Source organism: Streptomyces rugosispiralis (genome assembly GCF_024505145.1).
Classification (GTDB): Bacteria; Actinomycetota; Actinomycetes; order Streptomycetales; family Streptomycetaceae; genus Streptomyces; species Streptomyces rugosispiralis.
On the sequence record NZ_JANIAA010000044.1, the window covers coordinates 24955 to 40242 of the forward strand.

12 protein-coding genes are annotated in these 15288 nt (G+C 70.1%); 10 read left to right on the plus strand and 2 right to left on the minus strand.

Features of this window, described 5'->3' with window-relative positions; genetic code table 11:
• Window positions 1–5: 5 nt before the first annotated feature.
• Window positions 6–368 carry a peptidase inhibitor family I36 protein gene (locus tag NP777_RS39505; RefSeq protein ID WP_256654999.1) on the plus strand — a complete coding sequence of 121 codons (363 nt, stop codon included), beginning with the start codon at window positions 6–8 and terminating at the stop codon, window positions 366–368.
• 616 nt (window positions 369–984) lie between these two features.
• Here NP777_RS39505 and aceE read toward each other — a convergent pair.
• Complete coding sequence (gene aceE / locus NP777_RS39510; protein WP_256655000.1) at window positions 985–3714, minus strand: pyruvate dehydrogenase (acetyl-transferring), homodimeric type; 2730 nt, start codon at window positions 3712–3714, stop codon at window positions 985–987.
• A gap of 472 nt (window positions 3715–4186) precedes the next feature.
• On the opposite strand from aceE, the gene NP777_RS39515 reads away from it, so the two are divergent.
• The 6 genes from NP777_RS39515 to NP777_RS39540 all read left to right on the plus strand — a co-directional run bounded on the left by NP777_RS39515 (window position 4187) and on the right by NP777_RS39540 (window position 8848).
• Window positions 4187–4627 carry a DUF3052 domain-containing protein gene (locus NP777_RS39515; RefSeq protein WP_014060347.1) on the plus strand — a complete coding sequence of 147 codons (441 nt, stop codon included), beginning with the start codon at window positions 4187–4189 and terminating at the stop codon, window positions 4625–4627.
• A gap of 163 nt (window positions 4628–4790) precedes the next feature.
• Window positions 4791–5249, plus strand: a complete 459-nt coding sequence (locus tag NP777_RS39520; protein WP_256655001.1) for a peroxiredoxin — start codon at window positions 4791–4793, stop codon at window positions 5247–5249.
• 124 nt (window positions 5250–5373) lie between these two features.
• Window positions 5374–5949: a TerD family protein gene (locus NP777_RS39525; protein ID WP_037962225.1), complete on the plus strand. Its 576-nt coding sequence runs from the start codon at window positions 5374–5376 to the stop codon at window positions 5947–5949.
• Window positions 5950–6092: 143 nt separating this feature from the next.
• Complete coding sequence (locus NP777_RS39530) at window positions 6093–6668, plus strand: TerD family protein (RefSeq protein ID WP_191063228.1); 576 nt, start codon at window positions 6093–6095, stop codon at window positions 6666–6668.
• A 51-nt stretch (window positions 6669–6719) separates the two neighbouring features.
• On the plus strand, window positions 6720–7913 hold the full coding sequence (locus NP777_RS39535) for a DUF475 domain-containing protein (protein WP_256655002.1): 1194 nt from the start codon (window positions 6720–6722) through the stop codon (window positions 7911–7913).
• A gap of 206 nt (window positions 7914–8119) precedes the next feature.
• Entirely contained in the window at window positions 8120–8848 is a 729-nt protein-coding gene (locus NP777_RS39540; protein ID WP_256655044.1) for a TerD family protein, read from the plus strand.
• A 116-nt stretch (window positions 8849–8964) separates the two neighbouring features.
• Here NP777_RS39540 and NP777_RS39545 read toward each other — a convergent pair whose 3' ends face one another.
• The gene (locus NP777_RS39545) at window positions 8965–10074 is read right to left on the minus strand and encodes a TerD family protein (protein WP_256655003.1); all 1110 of its coding nucleotides are present in this window, start codon (window positions 10072–10074) and stop codon (window positions 8965–8967) included.
• A 233-nt stretch (window positions 10075–10307) separates the two neighbouring features.
• On the opposite strand from NP777_RS39545, the gene NP777_RS39550 reads away from it, so the two are divergent.
• The 3 genes from NP777_RS39550 (at window position 10308) to NP777_RS39560 (ending at window position 15260) form a co-directional block, all read left to right on the plus strand.
• A complete protein-coding gene (locus tag NP777_RS39550) occupies window positions 10308–11495 on the plus strand; it encodes an HpcH/HpaI aldolase/citrate lyase family protein (RefSeq protein ID WP_256655004.1) in 1188 nt (395 codons plus the stop codon).
• 97 nt (window positions 11496–11592) lie between these two features.
• On the plus strand, window positions 11593–14403 hold the full coding sequence (locus NP777_RS39555; protein WP_256655005.1) for a phosphoribosyltransferase: 2811 nt from the start codon (window positions 11593–11595) through the stop codon (window positions 14401–14403).
• Window positions 14400–15260 (plus strand): HAD family hydrolase, encoded by an 861-nt coding sequence (locus tag NP777_RS39560; protein ID WP_256655006.1) that lies wholly within the window; start codon window positions 14400–14402, stop codon window positions 15258–15260. The genes NP777_RS39555 and NP777_RS39560 overlap by 4 nt, the downstream gene beginning before the upstream one ends.
• Window positions 15261–15288 lie beyond the last annotated feature (28 nt).

Here is a 15288-nt window from a genome sequence, read left to right on the forward strand (position 1 = left end):
TCGTTATGCGCAAGATCATTACGGTCGCCGTCTCGGCGCTGGCCCTCTCCGCCACCCTGGCCCCGGCCGCGGCGGCTGCCCCACCGCGGCTGGGCAACTGCGCCGCCGGGCAGCTGTGCCTGTGGCGGAGCGGCGGCTTCACGGGGGCGCGCCAGATCCATGAACTGGCCGACGTCGACATCGAAAGCTGTGTCGCCCTGCCGTCCGGCACCACCGCGGCGTCCCTGGCGAACCGTACGGGCCGCCCGGTGACGGCCTATCAGAGCCGCGAGTGCGCCGAAACGGCCGAGTTCCACACCTATCCCACCGGCACCTGGGCCCCCGAAACCCCGTACCAGGTCCGCGCCTTCAAAATCTGGGAACGCTGACCGGCGGCCCGGGGCCTGTTTGCCCCCCCGCCCCGCCCCTTCCCGAACCAGGGGCATCGCCCCTGGACCCCGGGTGTCCTTCGGGCGTGTTCGCAAGCGTCCCGCCGGACGGCAGCGGGTGGCCCGCCGCCGTCCGTGGGGCGGTCGATCCGGTGCGGCTCCGCCGCCATCGGGACCGGCGGAAGCCAGGCGCGGCACTTGAGCCGGAGCACCAAGCCCGCCCCGGGCCCGACGCCCGACGCCCGACCCCCGGGCCCGGGGCCCGGGGCCCGGGGCCCGGGGGTCTGAGTCCTGGAGGTCCGGGAGCCCGGGGCCGGGTTCGGGGTCCTGGCTTGGCCGGGTCCTGGGGGCCGGGAGCCTGGGGCCGGGGTCCGGGGGTTCGGGGCCGCGGGTCAGGGGTCCGCGGTCTGGGGTCCGGGGTCGGGCCCGGGAATCTGGGATCCACGGTCTGGGATCCGGGGGCCGACGCCCGGGGCGGAGCCCCTGGATCCCCGGCTGGGAGGGCGGGGGCGGCGCCTCCGTCCTTCGTGTAGCCCTGGCACCAGGCATACGACGACGCGGGGCGGGCTGAACCTTCAGCCCGCCCCGCGTCACGGCTTGCCGCCGTCGTAGACGGCTACGCGTCGCCGCCCGCCGGGCCGGGGTCGGCGGCGGACACGTCGAGGAGCTGGTAGCGGTCGATCGCCTGCTTGAGGGCCGAGCGGTCGATCTTGCCGTCGCGGGCGAGCTCCGTCAGGACGCCGAGCACGATCGACTCGGCGTCGATGTGGAAGAAGCGCCGCGCCGCGCCGCGGGTGTCGGCGAAGCCGAAGCCGTCCGCGCCCAGCGACTGGTACGTGCCGGGTACCCAGCGCGCGATCTGGTCGGGAACCGCACGCATCCAGTCGGAGACGGCCACCTTCGGGCCCTCCGCGCCCGCGAGCTTCCGGGTGACGTACGGAACGCGCTGCTCCTCCTCCGGGTGGAGCAGGTTGTGCTCCTCCACCTCGATGGCGTCCCGGCGCAGCTCGTTCCAGGACGTGGCCGACCAGACGTCCGCCTTGACGTTCCAGTCCTCGGCCAGGACGCGCTGGGCTTCCAGGGCCCACGGCACCGCGACGCCGGAGGCGAGGATCTGGGCCGGTACGGAGCCCTTCTCGCCCTGCTGGTAGCGGTAGAGGCCCTTGAGGATGCCCTCGCGGTCCACGTTCGAAGGCTCGGCCGGGTGCTGGATCGGCTCGTTGTAGACGGTGAGGTAGTAGAAGACGTCCTCACTGTTCTCGCCGTACATCCGACGCAGACCGTCCTGGACGATATGGGCGATCTCGAAGCCGAACGCCGGGTCGTACGCGACGACCGCCGGGTTGGTCGAGGCCAGCAGCTGGGAGTGGCCGTCCGCGTGCTGGAGACCCTCACCGGTCAGCGTCGTACGACCGGCGGTCGCGCCCAGTACGAAGCCACGCGCCAGCTGGTCGGCCATCTGCCAGAACTGGTCACCGGTGCGCTGGAAGCCGAACATCGAGTAGAAGACGTAGACCGGGATCAGCGGCTCGCCATGCGTGGCGTACGCGGAGCCCGCCGCGATCAGCGAGGCCGTACAGCCCGCCTCGGAGATGCCGTCGTGCAGCATCTGCCCGGTCGACGACTCCTTGTAGGCCAGCAGCAGCTCACGGTCGACCGACTCATACATCTGGCCCAGCGGCGAGTAGATCTTCGCCGAGGGGAAGAGCGAGTCCATGCCGAAGGTGCGGTACTCGTCGGGCGCGATCGGCACGAACCGCTTGCCGATCTCCTTGTCCCGCATCAGGTCCTTCAGCAGCCGGACGAACGCCATGGTGGTGGCGATCTGCTGCTGACCGGTGCCCTTCTTCAGCGTGGCGTAGGTCTTGTCGCCCGGCAGCCGCAGCGGCTTGGCGCGCACGACACGGGTCGGCGCGTAGCCGCCCAGCGCCTTGCGGCGGTCGTGCATGTACTGGATCTCCTCCGAGTCCCGGCCCGGGTGGTAGTACGGCGGGAGGCCGGACTCCAGCTCCTTGTCGGGGATCGGCAGGTGCAGCCGGTCGCGGAAGCGCTTGAGGTCGTCGACCGTCAGCTTCTTCATCTGGTGGGTCGCGTTGCGGCCCTCGAAGTTCGGGCCGAGCGTCCAGCCCTTGACGGTCTGCGCGAGGATCACCGTCGGCTGGCCCTTGTGGGCCTTGGCCGCCGAGTACGCCGCGTAGATCTTCTTGTGGTCGTGACCGCCGCGGCCCAGGTGCAGGATCTGGTCGTCGGTCATGCCCTCGACCATCTTGCGCAGCCGCTGGTCGTCACCGAAGAAGTGGTCGCGGATATAGGAGCCGGTCTCGGTCGCGTACGTCTGGAACTGACCGTCCGGCGTCGTGTTCAGCCGGTTGACCAGGATGCCGTCGCGGTCCTGCGCCAGCAGCGGGTCCCAGGTGCGGTCCCAGACCAGCTTGATCACGTTCCAGCCGGCGCCGCGGAACTGCGACTCCAGCTCCTGGATGATCTTGCCGTTGCCGCGCACCGGGCCGTCGAGCCGCTGGAGGTTGCAGTTGACCACGAAGGTCAGGTTGTCCAGGCCCTCACGGGCGGCCAGGGAGAGCTGGCCGAGCGACTCCGGCTCGTCCATCTCGCCGTCGCCCAGGAACGCCCAGACGTGGGAGTTGGAGGTGTCGGCCACGCCGCGCGCCTCCATATAGCGGTTCATCCGCGCCTGGAAGATCGCGCCGAGCGGGCCCAGGCCCATGGAGACCGTCGGGAACTCCCAGAAGTCCGGCATCGACCGCGGGTGCGGGTAGCTGGACAGCGCGTGACCGAGCTTGGACTTCTCCTGACGGAATCCGTCCAGGTGGTCCTCGCTCAGCCGGTCGAGGAGGAAGGCGCGGGCGTAGATGCCGGGGGAGGCATGGCCCTGAAAGAAGATCTGGTCGCCGCTGTCGTGGTCCTTGCCGCGGAAGAAGTGGTTGAAGCCCACGTCGTACAGCGAGGCGGACGAGGCGAAGGTGGCGATGTGGCCACCGACCCCGATACCCGGGCGCTGCGCCCGGGAGACCATCACCGCCGCGTTCCAGCGGGTCGCGTTGAGGACCTTGCGCTCGATCTCCTCGTTGCCCGGGAAGAACGGCTCGTCCTTGGTGGCGATGGTGTTGACGTAGTCCGTGCTGCGCATCTCGGGCACGGCGACGCGCTTCTCACGGGCGCGCTCGATCAGGCGAAGCATCAGGTAGCGGGCACGTTCCCGGCCTCGCTCATCGACGGCTGCGTCGAGCGAGTCGAGCCATTCCTGGGTCTCTTCGGGATCGAAGTCCGGGACCTGGCTGGGAAGGCCGCCAATGATGATCGGGTTGCGATCGGATCCGGAAGCCACGCTATTCCTTCGCTTTTCGGTCGTGCTGTGCACGGACATGGATTCGTGCTCTGCTGCTGTCGCGCCGTTCTCCATCGTGTACCTCGGGTACGGGATACGTCACCTCTACCGAGTGGTAACCATCACCAGGTGAGACGGGCGCTCCGGCGTGCCGTCTCAACGGCGACGGCCGAATCGCAACCTTACGCCCACGACCGGGGTCGTCTGCGTACGACCGTTCGGCACGGGAGCGGCGTAGGGTGGCTAGACACACACGTAAGCCGGACATCCTCGGGCAATCCGGTCTGCCGCGCGCTGTTGTGTGTCGTTCCTCCATGATGGGAGTTGCGGCGACACGTCAACGTTTGGGCGGGATCGCTGGCCGGGTACTTGCGCGATCCGCCCGGCCCGTGTGGACTACGCCCAAGCCCTCGCGTACGCGCGCGGGACCCACAGACTCGAAGAGTGAATGCAAGATGACAGGAGGCAATCCGTGAGCGCGACCGCGGACCACGCGGAGGAGCGGACCAACCCTGCCGCGAGGCTGGGTTTCCAGCCCGAGCAGGTGGTCCAGGAGATCGGCTACGACGACGATGTCGACCAGGAGCTCCGCGAGTCCATCGAGGAGATCACCGGCCAGGAGCTCGTCGACGAGGAGTACGACGATGTGGCCGACGCCGTTGTGCTGTGGTTCCGGGAGGACGACGGCGATCTGACGGACGCGCTGGTGGACGCCATCCAGATGATCGACGACGGCGCACCGGTCTGGCTGCTGACGCCCAAGACCGGCCGTGACGGCTATGTCGAGCCGAGCGACATCAATGAGGCGGCGACTACTGCCGGCCTGTCCCAGACCAAGAGCTTCAACGCGGGCAAGGACTGGACGGGCAGCCGTCTGGTCACACCCAAGGCCGCGCGCAGCGGCAAGCGCTGAGGCCGGCGGATCCACACTCCAGAGCCCCCCTCCGTTCCCTTACGGAGGGGGGCTCTGAGCGTAGGCTGGGCCGCGCACCACATGATCAATTCAAACCTTGATCAATTCAATCGTTGATCATGTCGAACATGATCTTCCGAACGTGAGCGAAGGGATGGCTCCCATGGCGATAGAGGTCGGCGCGAAGGCCCCTGACTTCCAGCTGAAGAACCAGCACGGTGAGTCGGTCAGGCTCTCCGACTTCCGGGGCGAGAAGAGCGTCGTGCTGCTCTTCTACCCGTTCGCCTTCACCGGCGTGTGCACCGGCGAGCTGTGCGCGCTCCGCGACGAGCTGCCGCAGTTCGTCAACGACGACGTCCAGCTGCTGGCGGTCTCCAATGACTCGCCCTTCAGCCTGCGGGTCTTCGCCGAGCAGGAGGGCCTCGGGTACCCCCTGCTGTCGGACTTCTGGCCGCACGGCGAGGCCAGCCGCGCCTACGGCGTCTTCGACGAGGAGAAGGGCTGCGCGGTGCGCGGCACCTTCGTGATCGACAAGGAGGGCGTGGTGCGCTGGACGGTCGTCAACGGCCTGCCCGACGCCCGGGACCTCAACGACTACGTCAAGGCCCTGGAGGCCCTGTAGCCAAGGCCCCCGAAACCCTGTAGTGGTCGGGAACCGCTCACTAGGATCGACGCGTTGATCCTGATGGGAAACCTTTGATGAAGGGGCACGCAGTGCTCCTGACGAACCTTTTTTGGGAGGACTCGTGGGAGTCAGCCTCAGCAAGGGCGGCAACGTCTCGCTGACCAAGGAAGCCCCGAACCTGACCGCGGTCGTCGTAGGTCTCGGCTGGGACGCCCGTACCACCACGGGCACGGACTTCGACCTCGACGCCAGCGCCCTGCTGACCAACGCCGAGGGCAAGGTCGGCAACGACCAGAACTTCGTCTTCTTCAACAACCTCAAGAGCCCCGACGGCTCCGTGGAGCACACCGGTGACAACCTCACCGGTGAGGGCGAGGGCGACGACGAGCAGATCAAGGTGAACCTGGCGGGTGTCCCCGCCGATGTCGCCAAGATCGTCTTCCCGGTGTCGATCTACGACGCCGAGACCCGTCAGCAGAGCTTCGGCCAGGTGCGCAACGCCTTCATCCGCGTGGTGAACCAGGCCGACGGCAACGAGCTCGCCCGCTACGACCTCTCCGAGGACGCCTCGACCGAGACCGCCATGGTCTTCGGCGAGCTGTACCGGAACGGCGCGGAGTGGAAGTTCCGCGCCATCGGACAGGGGTACGCCTCGGGTCTGCGCGGTATCGCGCAGGACTTCGGCGTCAACGTCTGAGCGACGTCCGAGCAGGCCGTCGAAGGCCGCCGAAGGCCGTCGACAGGGCAATCATTCCGGCGCCGCACCCCCCGCGCCCCAGGGGCAGGGGTGCGGCGCCGGACGCGTATCACCCACGCAACACCCGGGGAGGAAACAGCATCATGGGCGTCACACTCGCCAAGGGGGGCAATGTCTCCCTCTCCAAAGCCGCTCCGAATCTCACACAGGTGCTCATCGGCCTGGGCTGGGACGCGCGCTCCACCACCGGAGCGCCGTTCGACCTCGACGCCAGCGCCCTGCTGTGCCGGTCGGGGCGGGTGCTCGGCGATGAGTACTTCATCTTCTACAACAACCTCAAGAGCCCCGAGGGCTCCGTCGAGCACACCGGCGACAACCTCACCGGCGAGGGCGAGGGTGACGACGAGTCCCTGCTGATCGATCTGGGCAAGGTCCCGGCCGAGGTCGACAAGATCGTCTTCCCGGTCTCCATCCATGAGGCCGAGGCCAGGCGCCAGACGTTCGGGCAGGTCAGCAACGCCTTCATCCGGGTGGTGAACCAGGCGGACGGCCAGGAGCTGGCCCGCTACGACCTCTCCGAGGACGCCTCCGGCGAGACCGCGATGATCTTCGGCGAGGTCTATCGCTACGGCGGCGAATGGAAGTTCAGGGCCGTGGGGCAGGGGTACGCGTCGGGTCTGCGAGGCATCGCTCTAGACTTCGGAGTCAACGTTTCGTAAAACCGCGTAAAGCGCGCGGGGGAGACCTTACGACGAAGGATTGGGTAGGCAGTGCTCCTCAAAACCTTTGGTTGGTCGTTCGCCGTCACGGCGATCGGTCTGGCCCTGGCCGGCGTCCTCTGGGGGTGGCAGGGGCTCGCCATCGTCGGGATCCTCTCGATCCTGGAGATCTCGCTCTCATTCGACAACGCGGTCATCAACGCGGGCATTCTGCGCAAGATGAACGCCTTCTGGCAGAAGATCTTCCTGACCGTCGGCATCCTGATCGCCGTCTTCGGTATGCGGCTGGTCTTCCCGGTGATCATCGTCGCCGTCACGGCCAAGATGAGCCCCATCGAGGCCGTCAATCTGGCGATCAACGACAAGGACAAGTACGAGCACCTGGTCACGGCGGCGCATCCGGCGATCGCGGCCTTCGGTGGGATCTTCCTGCTGATGATCTTCCTCGACTTCATCTTCGAGGAGCGGGACATCAGGTGGCTGGGGTGGCTGGAGAAGCCGCTCGCCAAGCTGGGCAAGCTGGACACGTTCTCGATCGTGGTCGCCCTGCTCGTGCTGCTGATCACCGCCACCACCGTGGCCACCGACGTGGCCCACGGCGGCGGTGACAAGACCGCCACCGTCCTGTTGTCCGGCGTCGCCGGTCTGCTCACGTATCTGATCGTCGGCGGCATCTCCGGCTACTTCGAGGACAAGCTCGAAGAGGAGGAGGACGAAGACGAGGACGACGAGGCCGGTGAGGCCGGGGGCGAGGGCGACGAGGAGGCGAAGGCCGCCCCGAACGCCCAGCTCAACGGCAGCGGCGGCGGTGGCTCCGGTGGCACCTCCGTGATGGGCCTGGCCGGCAAGGCCGCGTTCTTCCTCTTCCTCTACCTCGAGGTCATCGACGCGTCCTTCTCCTTCGACGGGGTCATCGGCGCCTTCGCGGTCACCAACGACATCTTCGAGATGGCGCTGGGTCTGGGCATCGGCGCCATGTACATCCGGTCGCTGACCGTCTTCCTGGTCCGCAGGGGCACCCTGGACGACTACGTCTACCTGGAGCACGGCGCGCACTACGCGATCGGCGCGCTCGCCGTGATCCTGCTGGTCACGATCAAGTACGAGATCAACGAGGTCATCACCGGCCTGGTGGGCGTGGTGCTGATCGCCGCCTCGTACTGGTCCTCGGTTCGGCGCAACCGCCGGGAGGCGGCCGCCGGGGAGGACTCGGAGGCCAAGACGGAAGTCACTTCCGGAGTCTGAGCGCCGGGAGTCCGGCCGCCGGGAGTGTGACCCGGCGGCGTTTGAGGAACGCTCTGAGCGGGGCGGCCGAGGTCTTCCGACCTCCCGGCCGCCCCGCGGCGGTTGAACGGCTGGACGGCGGCTTGTGGGGCTGTTTCCCGGGCAGTCTTTGGGCAGCCTCTGGGCAGCCTCAAGGTGGCGAGCGACGAAGGGTGGGGGTGCGCACCATGGCGTTCTGGAACAACTGGGGACGGTCCGCATGGCGTCAGTTCGACAGTGGTGACGCGTCCGGTGTGGTCGAGCTGACCAAGCGGCATGCGTCGATCTCGCTGACCAAACAGGGGGCCGCCACCGGCAATCTGCGCATCAACCTCTCCTGGCAGATGCGCACCTCGGACTTCAACAGCAGGTCGCGGCGTGGCTCGCTGCGCCATCCGCTGCAGATGTTCAAGCCCGAGCCGGTGCAGGCCCAGGGACCCGCGTTGGTCAATGTCGACCTCGACCTCGCGGTGATGTACGAGCTGAAGAGCGGCTCCAAGGGCGTGGTGCAGCCGCTGGGCGAGTTCTTCGGCAATCTCAACGAGGCGCCGTACATCAAGCTCAGCGGCGACGACCGGTTCGGCTCCGGGTCCGGTGAGACGGTCTACGTCAACATGGACCACAAGGACGACATCAAGCGACTGCTCGTCTTCGTCTACATCTACGACGGCACCCCAGCCTTCGACCGCACCCACGGCCTGGTCACGCTCTATCCGAGCAATGGGCCGCGGGTGGAGATCGCGCTCGACGAGCGCGCCCCGCAGGCGCGCTCCTGCGCCGTCGTGCTGATCGAGAACGTCAAGGGCGAGATGATGGTCCGCCGCGAGGTGAAGTACGTCTACGGCTTCCAGGCGGAGCTGGACCGGCTGTACGGCTGGGGCCTCCAGTGGGGCCGGGGCTACAAGTCCAAGGTGTGACCCCGGCTCGCCCCGCGGCCCCGCCCCCGTCCGTCTTTATAGGTCCTCATGGGCCCTCATGGGTCCTTACCGGTCCTTACCGGTCCTTGTAGGTCCTTGTAGGTCCTTGTAGGTCCTCATCGGTTCTGGAACTGCGGGCCCTGCGGCGGCAGGACGAAATGCGGGTCCGGCACCTGGGCGGGGATGGGCGGCGGGGGCGGCGGCAGCGGCCCCGTCGGCTGCACCTGCTGTGGGTAGCCGTACGCGGGGGGCTGTGGATAGCCGTACCCCGGCTGCGGCTGCGGATAGCCGTAGCCGGGCTGTGCCGGGGCCTGGGCGGGCGGCTGCGGATACCCCGTGCCCGGGGCCTGCGGGGGTAGGGGCGGCACCTGTGACGGCACATAGGCGTAGCCGCTGTCGCCCTGCGCGGCGGCGGGGTGCATGGGCTGGGTGCGCTGCGGATCCCAGGGGTCGGGCGACACCGGGTGCGGATAGCCGTAGGCCGGGGGATGGGCCTGGGTCGTCGCGTCGGACGGCGCCGGGGGCGGCGTGCCGGGGGCCGAAGCGGGTGCGGGGGGCGCGGCGGCCGCGGGCTCAGGGGCGGGGGCCGGGGTTTCGGGAACGGCGGCGGGCTCGGGAGCGGCGATGGCCTCCGGCTCGGCCGCGGCGTCGTCCTCCGGGGCGCCCTCGCCGTCCTCCACCGAGATCCCGTACTGCGTGGCCAGCCCGACCAGCCCCGACTCATAGCCCTGCCCCAGGGCCCGGAACTTCCAGCCGTCACCGCGCCGGTAGACCTCACCACAGATCAGCGCGGTCTCCTTGCCGGTGTCCGGCAGCACCGCGAAGATCGCGACCGGCTCGGCGTCCGGCGCGTCCGGCGCACCGGGCGAGGCGTCGTACAGCAGCAGGCTCAGATCCCGTACCTGCCCGAAGGTGCCGCCGTCGGCGGACGCGGCGATCACCACCCGGCGGACCTCCGGCTGCAGCCCGATCAACTCGGCCTCGATGGTGTCCGTCAGCGTGTCCTGGTTCGGCTTCTTGGGCAGATGCCGGACCAGACCCGAGGGGTGCTGCGGCTGGTTGTAGAAGACGAAGTCCTCGTCCGAGCGCACCCGGTCGTCCGGCCCCAGCAGCAGCGCCGAGGCGTCCACGTCGGGTACGTCCGTGCCGGGGGTCCAGCGCAGCACCGCGCGTATGGCCGTGGCCTCCAGCGGGATGTTCGATCCCTTCAGCATCGCCTGCGTCATGGCGGCAATCCTGCCTTCCCGGTGGGTGCGGGGACAACGCAGGGTACGCGGCGGGCGGCGGTGCGGGGGTGGTACGGGGTGGCAGGGCGGGCATGCCGGACACCACGCGGACGCACATGGGTTACGTGATTTTCACGCCCTTGGGGAACTTTTGACCCATGGCCACACGTACGATTATCGGCCAACCGCGGTCAGCGTGACCGAGGCGGCATACCGGCAGTGCGGGGAGTTGTATGCGGCATTTCGAACATCTGCCCGTCGAGGTGCGAGCGAACCTCTTCCACCGGGAGCCCGGTGAATTCGACGTGGACTCGCCCACCCGGACGCTGGCCGTGGCCCTCGGCGCCACCCTGTACTGCCCGGCGACCCGGCCCCAGCTGGCCGAGGACATCGTCAAACAGGCAGGTCGCGGAGTGGTCTCCATGGTGCTGTGCCTGGAGGACTCCATTGACGACGCCGAGGTGGCGGGCGCGGAGGAGAACCTCGTACGGCAATTCGCGGAACTCTCCGGGCGCGCCCCCGGCACCTCGCTGCCGCTGCTCTTCATCCGGGTCCGCACCCCCGGGCAGATCGTCGATCTCGTCTCCCGGCTCGGCGCGGGCGTGCGGCTGCTGTCCGGATTCGTACTGCCGAAGTTCACCGAGGAGCGTGGCGGGGCCTTCCTCGAGGCGCTGTTGTCGGCCGAAACCGCCCAGGTGACCGAGGTGTTGGGCGGACGGCGGCTGTTCGCGATGCCGGTCCTCGAATCGCCGGAGCTGATGCACCGCGAAACGCGCACCGACAGCCTCAGTGGCATCAGCCGGATTGTCGACAAGTACCGGGAGCGGGTGCTGGCGCTGCGCCTCGGGGTCACCGATCTGTGCTCGGCGTACGGGCTGCGCAGGGCGCCGGACATGACCGCCTACGACGTCCAACTGGTCGCGTCCGTGATCGCGGACGTGGTGAACATGCTGGGCCGGGCCGATGGCACGGGCTTCACGATCACCGGGCCGGTGTGGGAGTACTTCAAACCGCATGAGCGGATGTTCAAGCCGCAGCTGCGGATCAGCCCCTTCAGCAGCGGCCGCGCCGAGTCGCTGCGCACCGCGCTGATCGAGCACCACATGGACGGGCTGCTGCGCGAGATCGAGCTGGACCGGGCCAATGGTCTGCAGGGCAAGACCTGCATCCACCCCAGCCATGTGGCCCCGGTGCACGCGCTCTCCGTGGTCAGCCACGAGGAGTTCAGCGACGCGGTGGACATCCTCGAGCCGCAGCGCTGCGGGGGCGGTGTGCTGCGCTCCTCGTACACCAACAAAATGAACGAGGTGAAGCCGCACCGGGCCTGGGCCGAGCGGACCCTGCGGCGCGCGGAGGTCTTCGGAGTGGCCCGGGAGGATGTGAGCTTCGTGGAACTGCTGGCGGCGAGCCTGCGGACGTAGCGCGAACCGGGCCGGCACGGGCCCCGGGGACGAGGGGCGAGGGACGAGGGGCGAAGGGCGAGGGACGAAGGACGATGGAAACGAGGCGCAGGGCGGCGTGAGCGTGGGCAACGTGTGGTCGGGACAGTGGGTCGCGGACCGGCTGGGAGTACGGCTGGCCGGGGGCGCGGACGGGGCCGTGGACGGGGACGACGACGGCTTCAGCGCTATGGGCGGTCAGGGCCGCCAGGGCGGCGAGGGCGGCCGGAACGTCGACGGCGGACCGAACGGCGGCGGCGGACCGAACGGCGGCGGACCGAACGGCGGCGGCGGACCGAACGGCGACGGCGCGGAGCTGCGTGAGCTGCTGGGGCTGGCCCTGCGGCGCAACCCCAAGCGGGCGCATCTGCTGGTCTCCAACGTGCTCGGCAAGCACGTCCCGCAGCGCCCCGCCACCGTCCACGGCGCGGGCGTGCGGCTCGGCCGCCGGGTGCGGGAGCTGCTGGGTGACGAGGCGGCGGCGCACGCGGTGGTGCTCGGGTACGCCGAGACCGCCACCGGCCTCGGCCACAGCGTGGCCGACGGGCTCGCCCTCGCCCCGTACCTCCACTCCACCCGCCGCCCGGTTCCGGGCGTCGCCACGGTGGGCGGCTTCGAGGAGGAGCACAGCCACGCCACCTCCCATCTGCTGCTCCCCGAGGACCCCGGGTTCCTGGCCTCGACGGGCCCGCTGGTCCTCGTGGACGACGAGTTCTCCACCGGCCGTACGGTCCTCAACACCATCGCCGCCCTCCACCGCCGCTTCCCCCGCGACCACTATGTGGTGGTCGCCCTGGTGGACATGCGCTCGCCGGAGGACCGCGCCCGCCTGGACGCCTTCGCGGCCGACCTCGGCGCCCGCGTCGACCTGGTCGCCGCCGCGGCCGGAGCGGTCCACCTGCCCGACGACGTCCTGAAGCGGGGCGCGGAGCTGGTGGCCGAGCACGAGGCGGCCGCCGAGAACCGTAAGGCCGCCGACGACGACCGTAAGGCCGTCACCGCTCCCGCCACCGCCCCAGGCGCGGGCCCGGCCGCCGTCCGCGTGGACCTCGGCTGGCCCGAGGGGCTCCCGGACGGCGGCCGCCACGGCTTCACCCCCGTCCACCGCGCCCGCCTCGAAGCGGCCCTCCCCACCCTGGCCACCCGCCTCGCGGCCGCCCTGGGGACGACGACGCCGGACGCCCCCACCCCGCCCCGCCCCCTCCGGCGCGTCCTCGTCCTCGGCTTCGAGGAGCTGATATACGCGCCGCTGCGGCTCGCGGAGGCGCTGGACGAGGCGCTCGACGGCGTCGAGGTGCGGTATTCGACGACCACCCGCTCGCCGGTGCTCCCCGTCGACGACCCCGGGTACGCCATCAGGACCCGGCTGACCTTCCCCGCGCACGACGACCCCGCCGACGGCCCCGGGCCCCGCTACGCGTACAACGTGGCGCCCGGCGCCGACCCCGGCCGCCGCTTCGACGCCGTCGTCGCCGTCGTCGACTCGACCGCCGACACGCCCGCGCTGCACGCGCCCGACGGGCTGCTCGCCGGTTTGAGCGGGCACACGGACCGGCTGGTGCTGGCCGTGGTGCCGTCCTACCGCCCCCACACCCCACCCACCCCACCCACCCCACCCACCCCCCACACCGTCCCCGAACGACAGGCACCGTCCATGCACCAACCGTCGTACGAGCCCCTGCGCGGGCCGGACTTCTCGTCCTACGCCCCCGAAGAGGTGGGCTGGCTGCTCCAGGACTTCTCCCACGTCACCCTCGAAGCGCCCACCGAGGAGCGGGAGGAGGCGATCCAGAGCGGGGGCGCGCACTACGCCGAGTCGCTGCCCGTGGAGTACCAGCCGAGCGAGAGCTACCAGGAGCTGTTCCGGGCCGCCCTCGACACCTCCGCCGCCCGGATCGCCCGCGCGGTCGGCGCGGTCACCGAGACGGTGCTCGCCGAGCGCTCCCCGCGCCCCGTCCTCGTCTCGCTCGCCCGCGCCGGTACCCCCGTCGGGGTGCTGATGCGCCGCTGGGCGCGCCACGCCCACGGGCTGGACCTCCCGCACTACGCGATCTCCATCGTGCGCGGCCGCGGCATCGACACCGCCGCGCTGCGCTGGCTGGCGGACCACCACGACCCGTCCGACGTCGTCTTCGTCGACGGCTGGACCGGTAAGGGCGCCATCACCCGCGAGCTTTCGGACGCCCTCGCCCCGTACCCGGACTTCGATCCGCGGATCGCGGTCCTCGCCGACCCCGGCCGGTGTGTGGACACCTACGGCACCCGGGACGACTTCCTCGTCCCCTCCGCATGCCTCAACTCGACCGTCTCCGGGCTGATATCGCGTACCGTGCTCCGCGCCGACCTCGTCGGCCCGGACGACTTCCACGGCGCGAAGTACTACCGCGAACTCGCCGGCTCGGATGTCTCCGGGTACTTCCTGGACACCGTCTCGGCCCGCTTCGCCGAGGTCGCCGAGGCGGCCCTGGCCGACGCCGGGCGGCTCGCGGCCACCGACCGCACCCCCACCTGGGAGGGCTGGGCCGCGGTCGAGCGGATCAGCCAGGAGTACGGCATCCACGACGTCAACCTCGTCAAGCCGGGCGTCGGCGAGACCACCCGGGTGCTGCTGCGCCGCGTCCCGTGGAAGATCCTCGCCCAGCGCGGCGCGGGCGCTGACCTGGACCATGTGCGGCTGCTCGCCGAGCAGCGCGGAGTGCCGGTCGAGGAGACCGACGACCTCCCCTACACCTGCGTCGGGCTGATCCACCCGCGCTACACCCGGGGCGCCACCGGGGCCGACGGAAAGACGGTCGGCACGGCTCCCGACAAGACGGCCGACACGGCGAACACCGCGAACACGGCGGGCATCGCCGCCGGCAGACACGAGAGAACGGTGGCGGCAAGATGAGCGTTCTGGTGGCAAGCGACCTCGACCGTACCCTGATCTACTCCACGGCCGCCCTCGGCCTCGAGATGCCGGACGCCGAGGCCCCGCGGCTGCTGTGCGTCGAAACGTACGAGGGCAAGCCGCTGTCGTACCTGACCGAGGCCGCCGCCGGGCTGCTCGCCGAGCTGGTCCGCACCTCCGTCTTCGTCCCCACGACCACCCGCACCGTCGAGCAGTACCGCCGTATCCGCCTCCCCGGCCCCGCCCCCCGCTTCGCGATCTGCGCCAACGGCGGCCAACTGCTGGTCAACGGCGAGCCCGACGCCGACTGGCACCAGCGGGTGCGCAGCGCACTCGACGACGGATGCGCCCCCCTGGAGGAGGTGCGCGCCCACCTCAGCGCCACCGCCGACCCCGCCTGGCTGCTCAAGGAGCGGGTGGCCGAGGAACTGTTCGCCTATCTCGTGGTCGAACGGGAGCTGCTGCCCGAGGGGTACGTCAAGGAGCTGGCCCAGTGGGCCGACCCGCGCGGCTGGACGGTCTCCCTCCAGGGCCGCAAGATCTACGCCGTGCCCAAGCCGCTCACCAAGAGCGCGGCCGTCGCCGAGATCAAGAGCCGCATCGGAGCGGATGAGGTGCTCGCCGCGGGCGATTCGCTGCTCGACACCGATCTGCTGCTCGCGGCCGACCGCGCCTGGCGCCCCGGCCACGGCGAACTGGCCGACATCGGCTGGTCGGCGCCCCACCTGACCGTGGTCGAGGAGAAGGGCGTCGCGGCGGGCGAGGCCATCATCCGCGCCCTGGGCGAGCGTTCCTCCGTCACCTGGGCGCGGGCTCGCAGCCAGATCATCCGCGCCGTCTCCCGCGGCCGGGACTGACCAGCGGAGACCGCTCGGCCATCGCGTC

Bases quoted from the DNA above. Each gene is read 5' to 3' on its own strand.
- NP777_RS39505 (WP_256654999.1), top strand. From the start codon at position 6: ATGCGCAAGATCATTACGGTCGCCGTCTCGGCGCTGGCCCTCTCCGCC.
- NP777_RS39520 (WP_256655001.1), top strand. From the start codon at position 4,791: ATGGCGATAGAGGTCGGCGCGAAGGCCCCTGACTTCCAGCTGAAGAAC.
- NP777_RS39530 (WP_191063228.1), top strand. From the start codon at position 6,093: ATGGGCGTCACACTCGCCAAGGGGGGCAATGTCTCCCTCTCCAAAGCC.
- NP777_RS39540 (WP_256655044.1), top strand. From the start codon at position 8,120: ATGGCGTTCTGGAACAACTGGGGACGGTCCGCATGGCGTCAGTTCGAC.
- NP777_RS39545 (WP_256655003.1), bottom strand. From the start codon at position 10,074: ATGACGCAGGCGATGCTGAAGGGATCGAACATCCCGCTGGAGGCCACG.
- NP777_RS39550 (WP_256655004.1), top strand. From the start codon at position 10,308: ATGCGGCATTTCGAACATCTGCCCGTCGAGGTGCGAGCGAACCTCTTC.
- NP777_RS39560 (WP_256655006.1), top strand. From the start codon at position 14,400: ATGAGCGTTCTGGTGGCAAGCGACCTCGACCGTACCCTGATCTACTCC.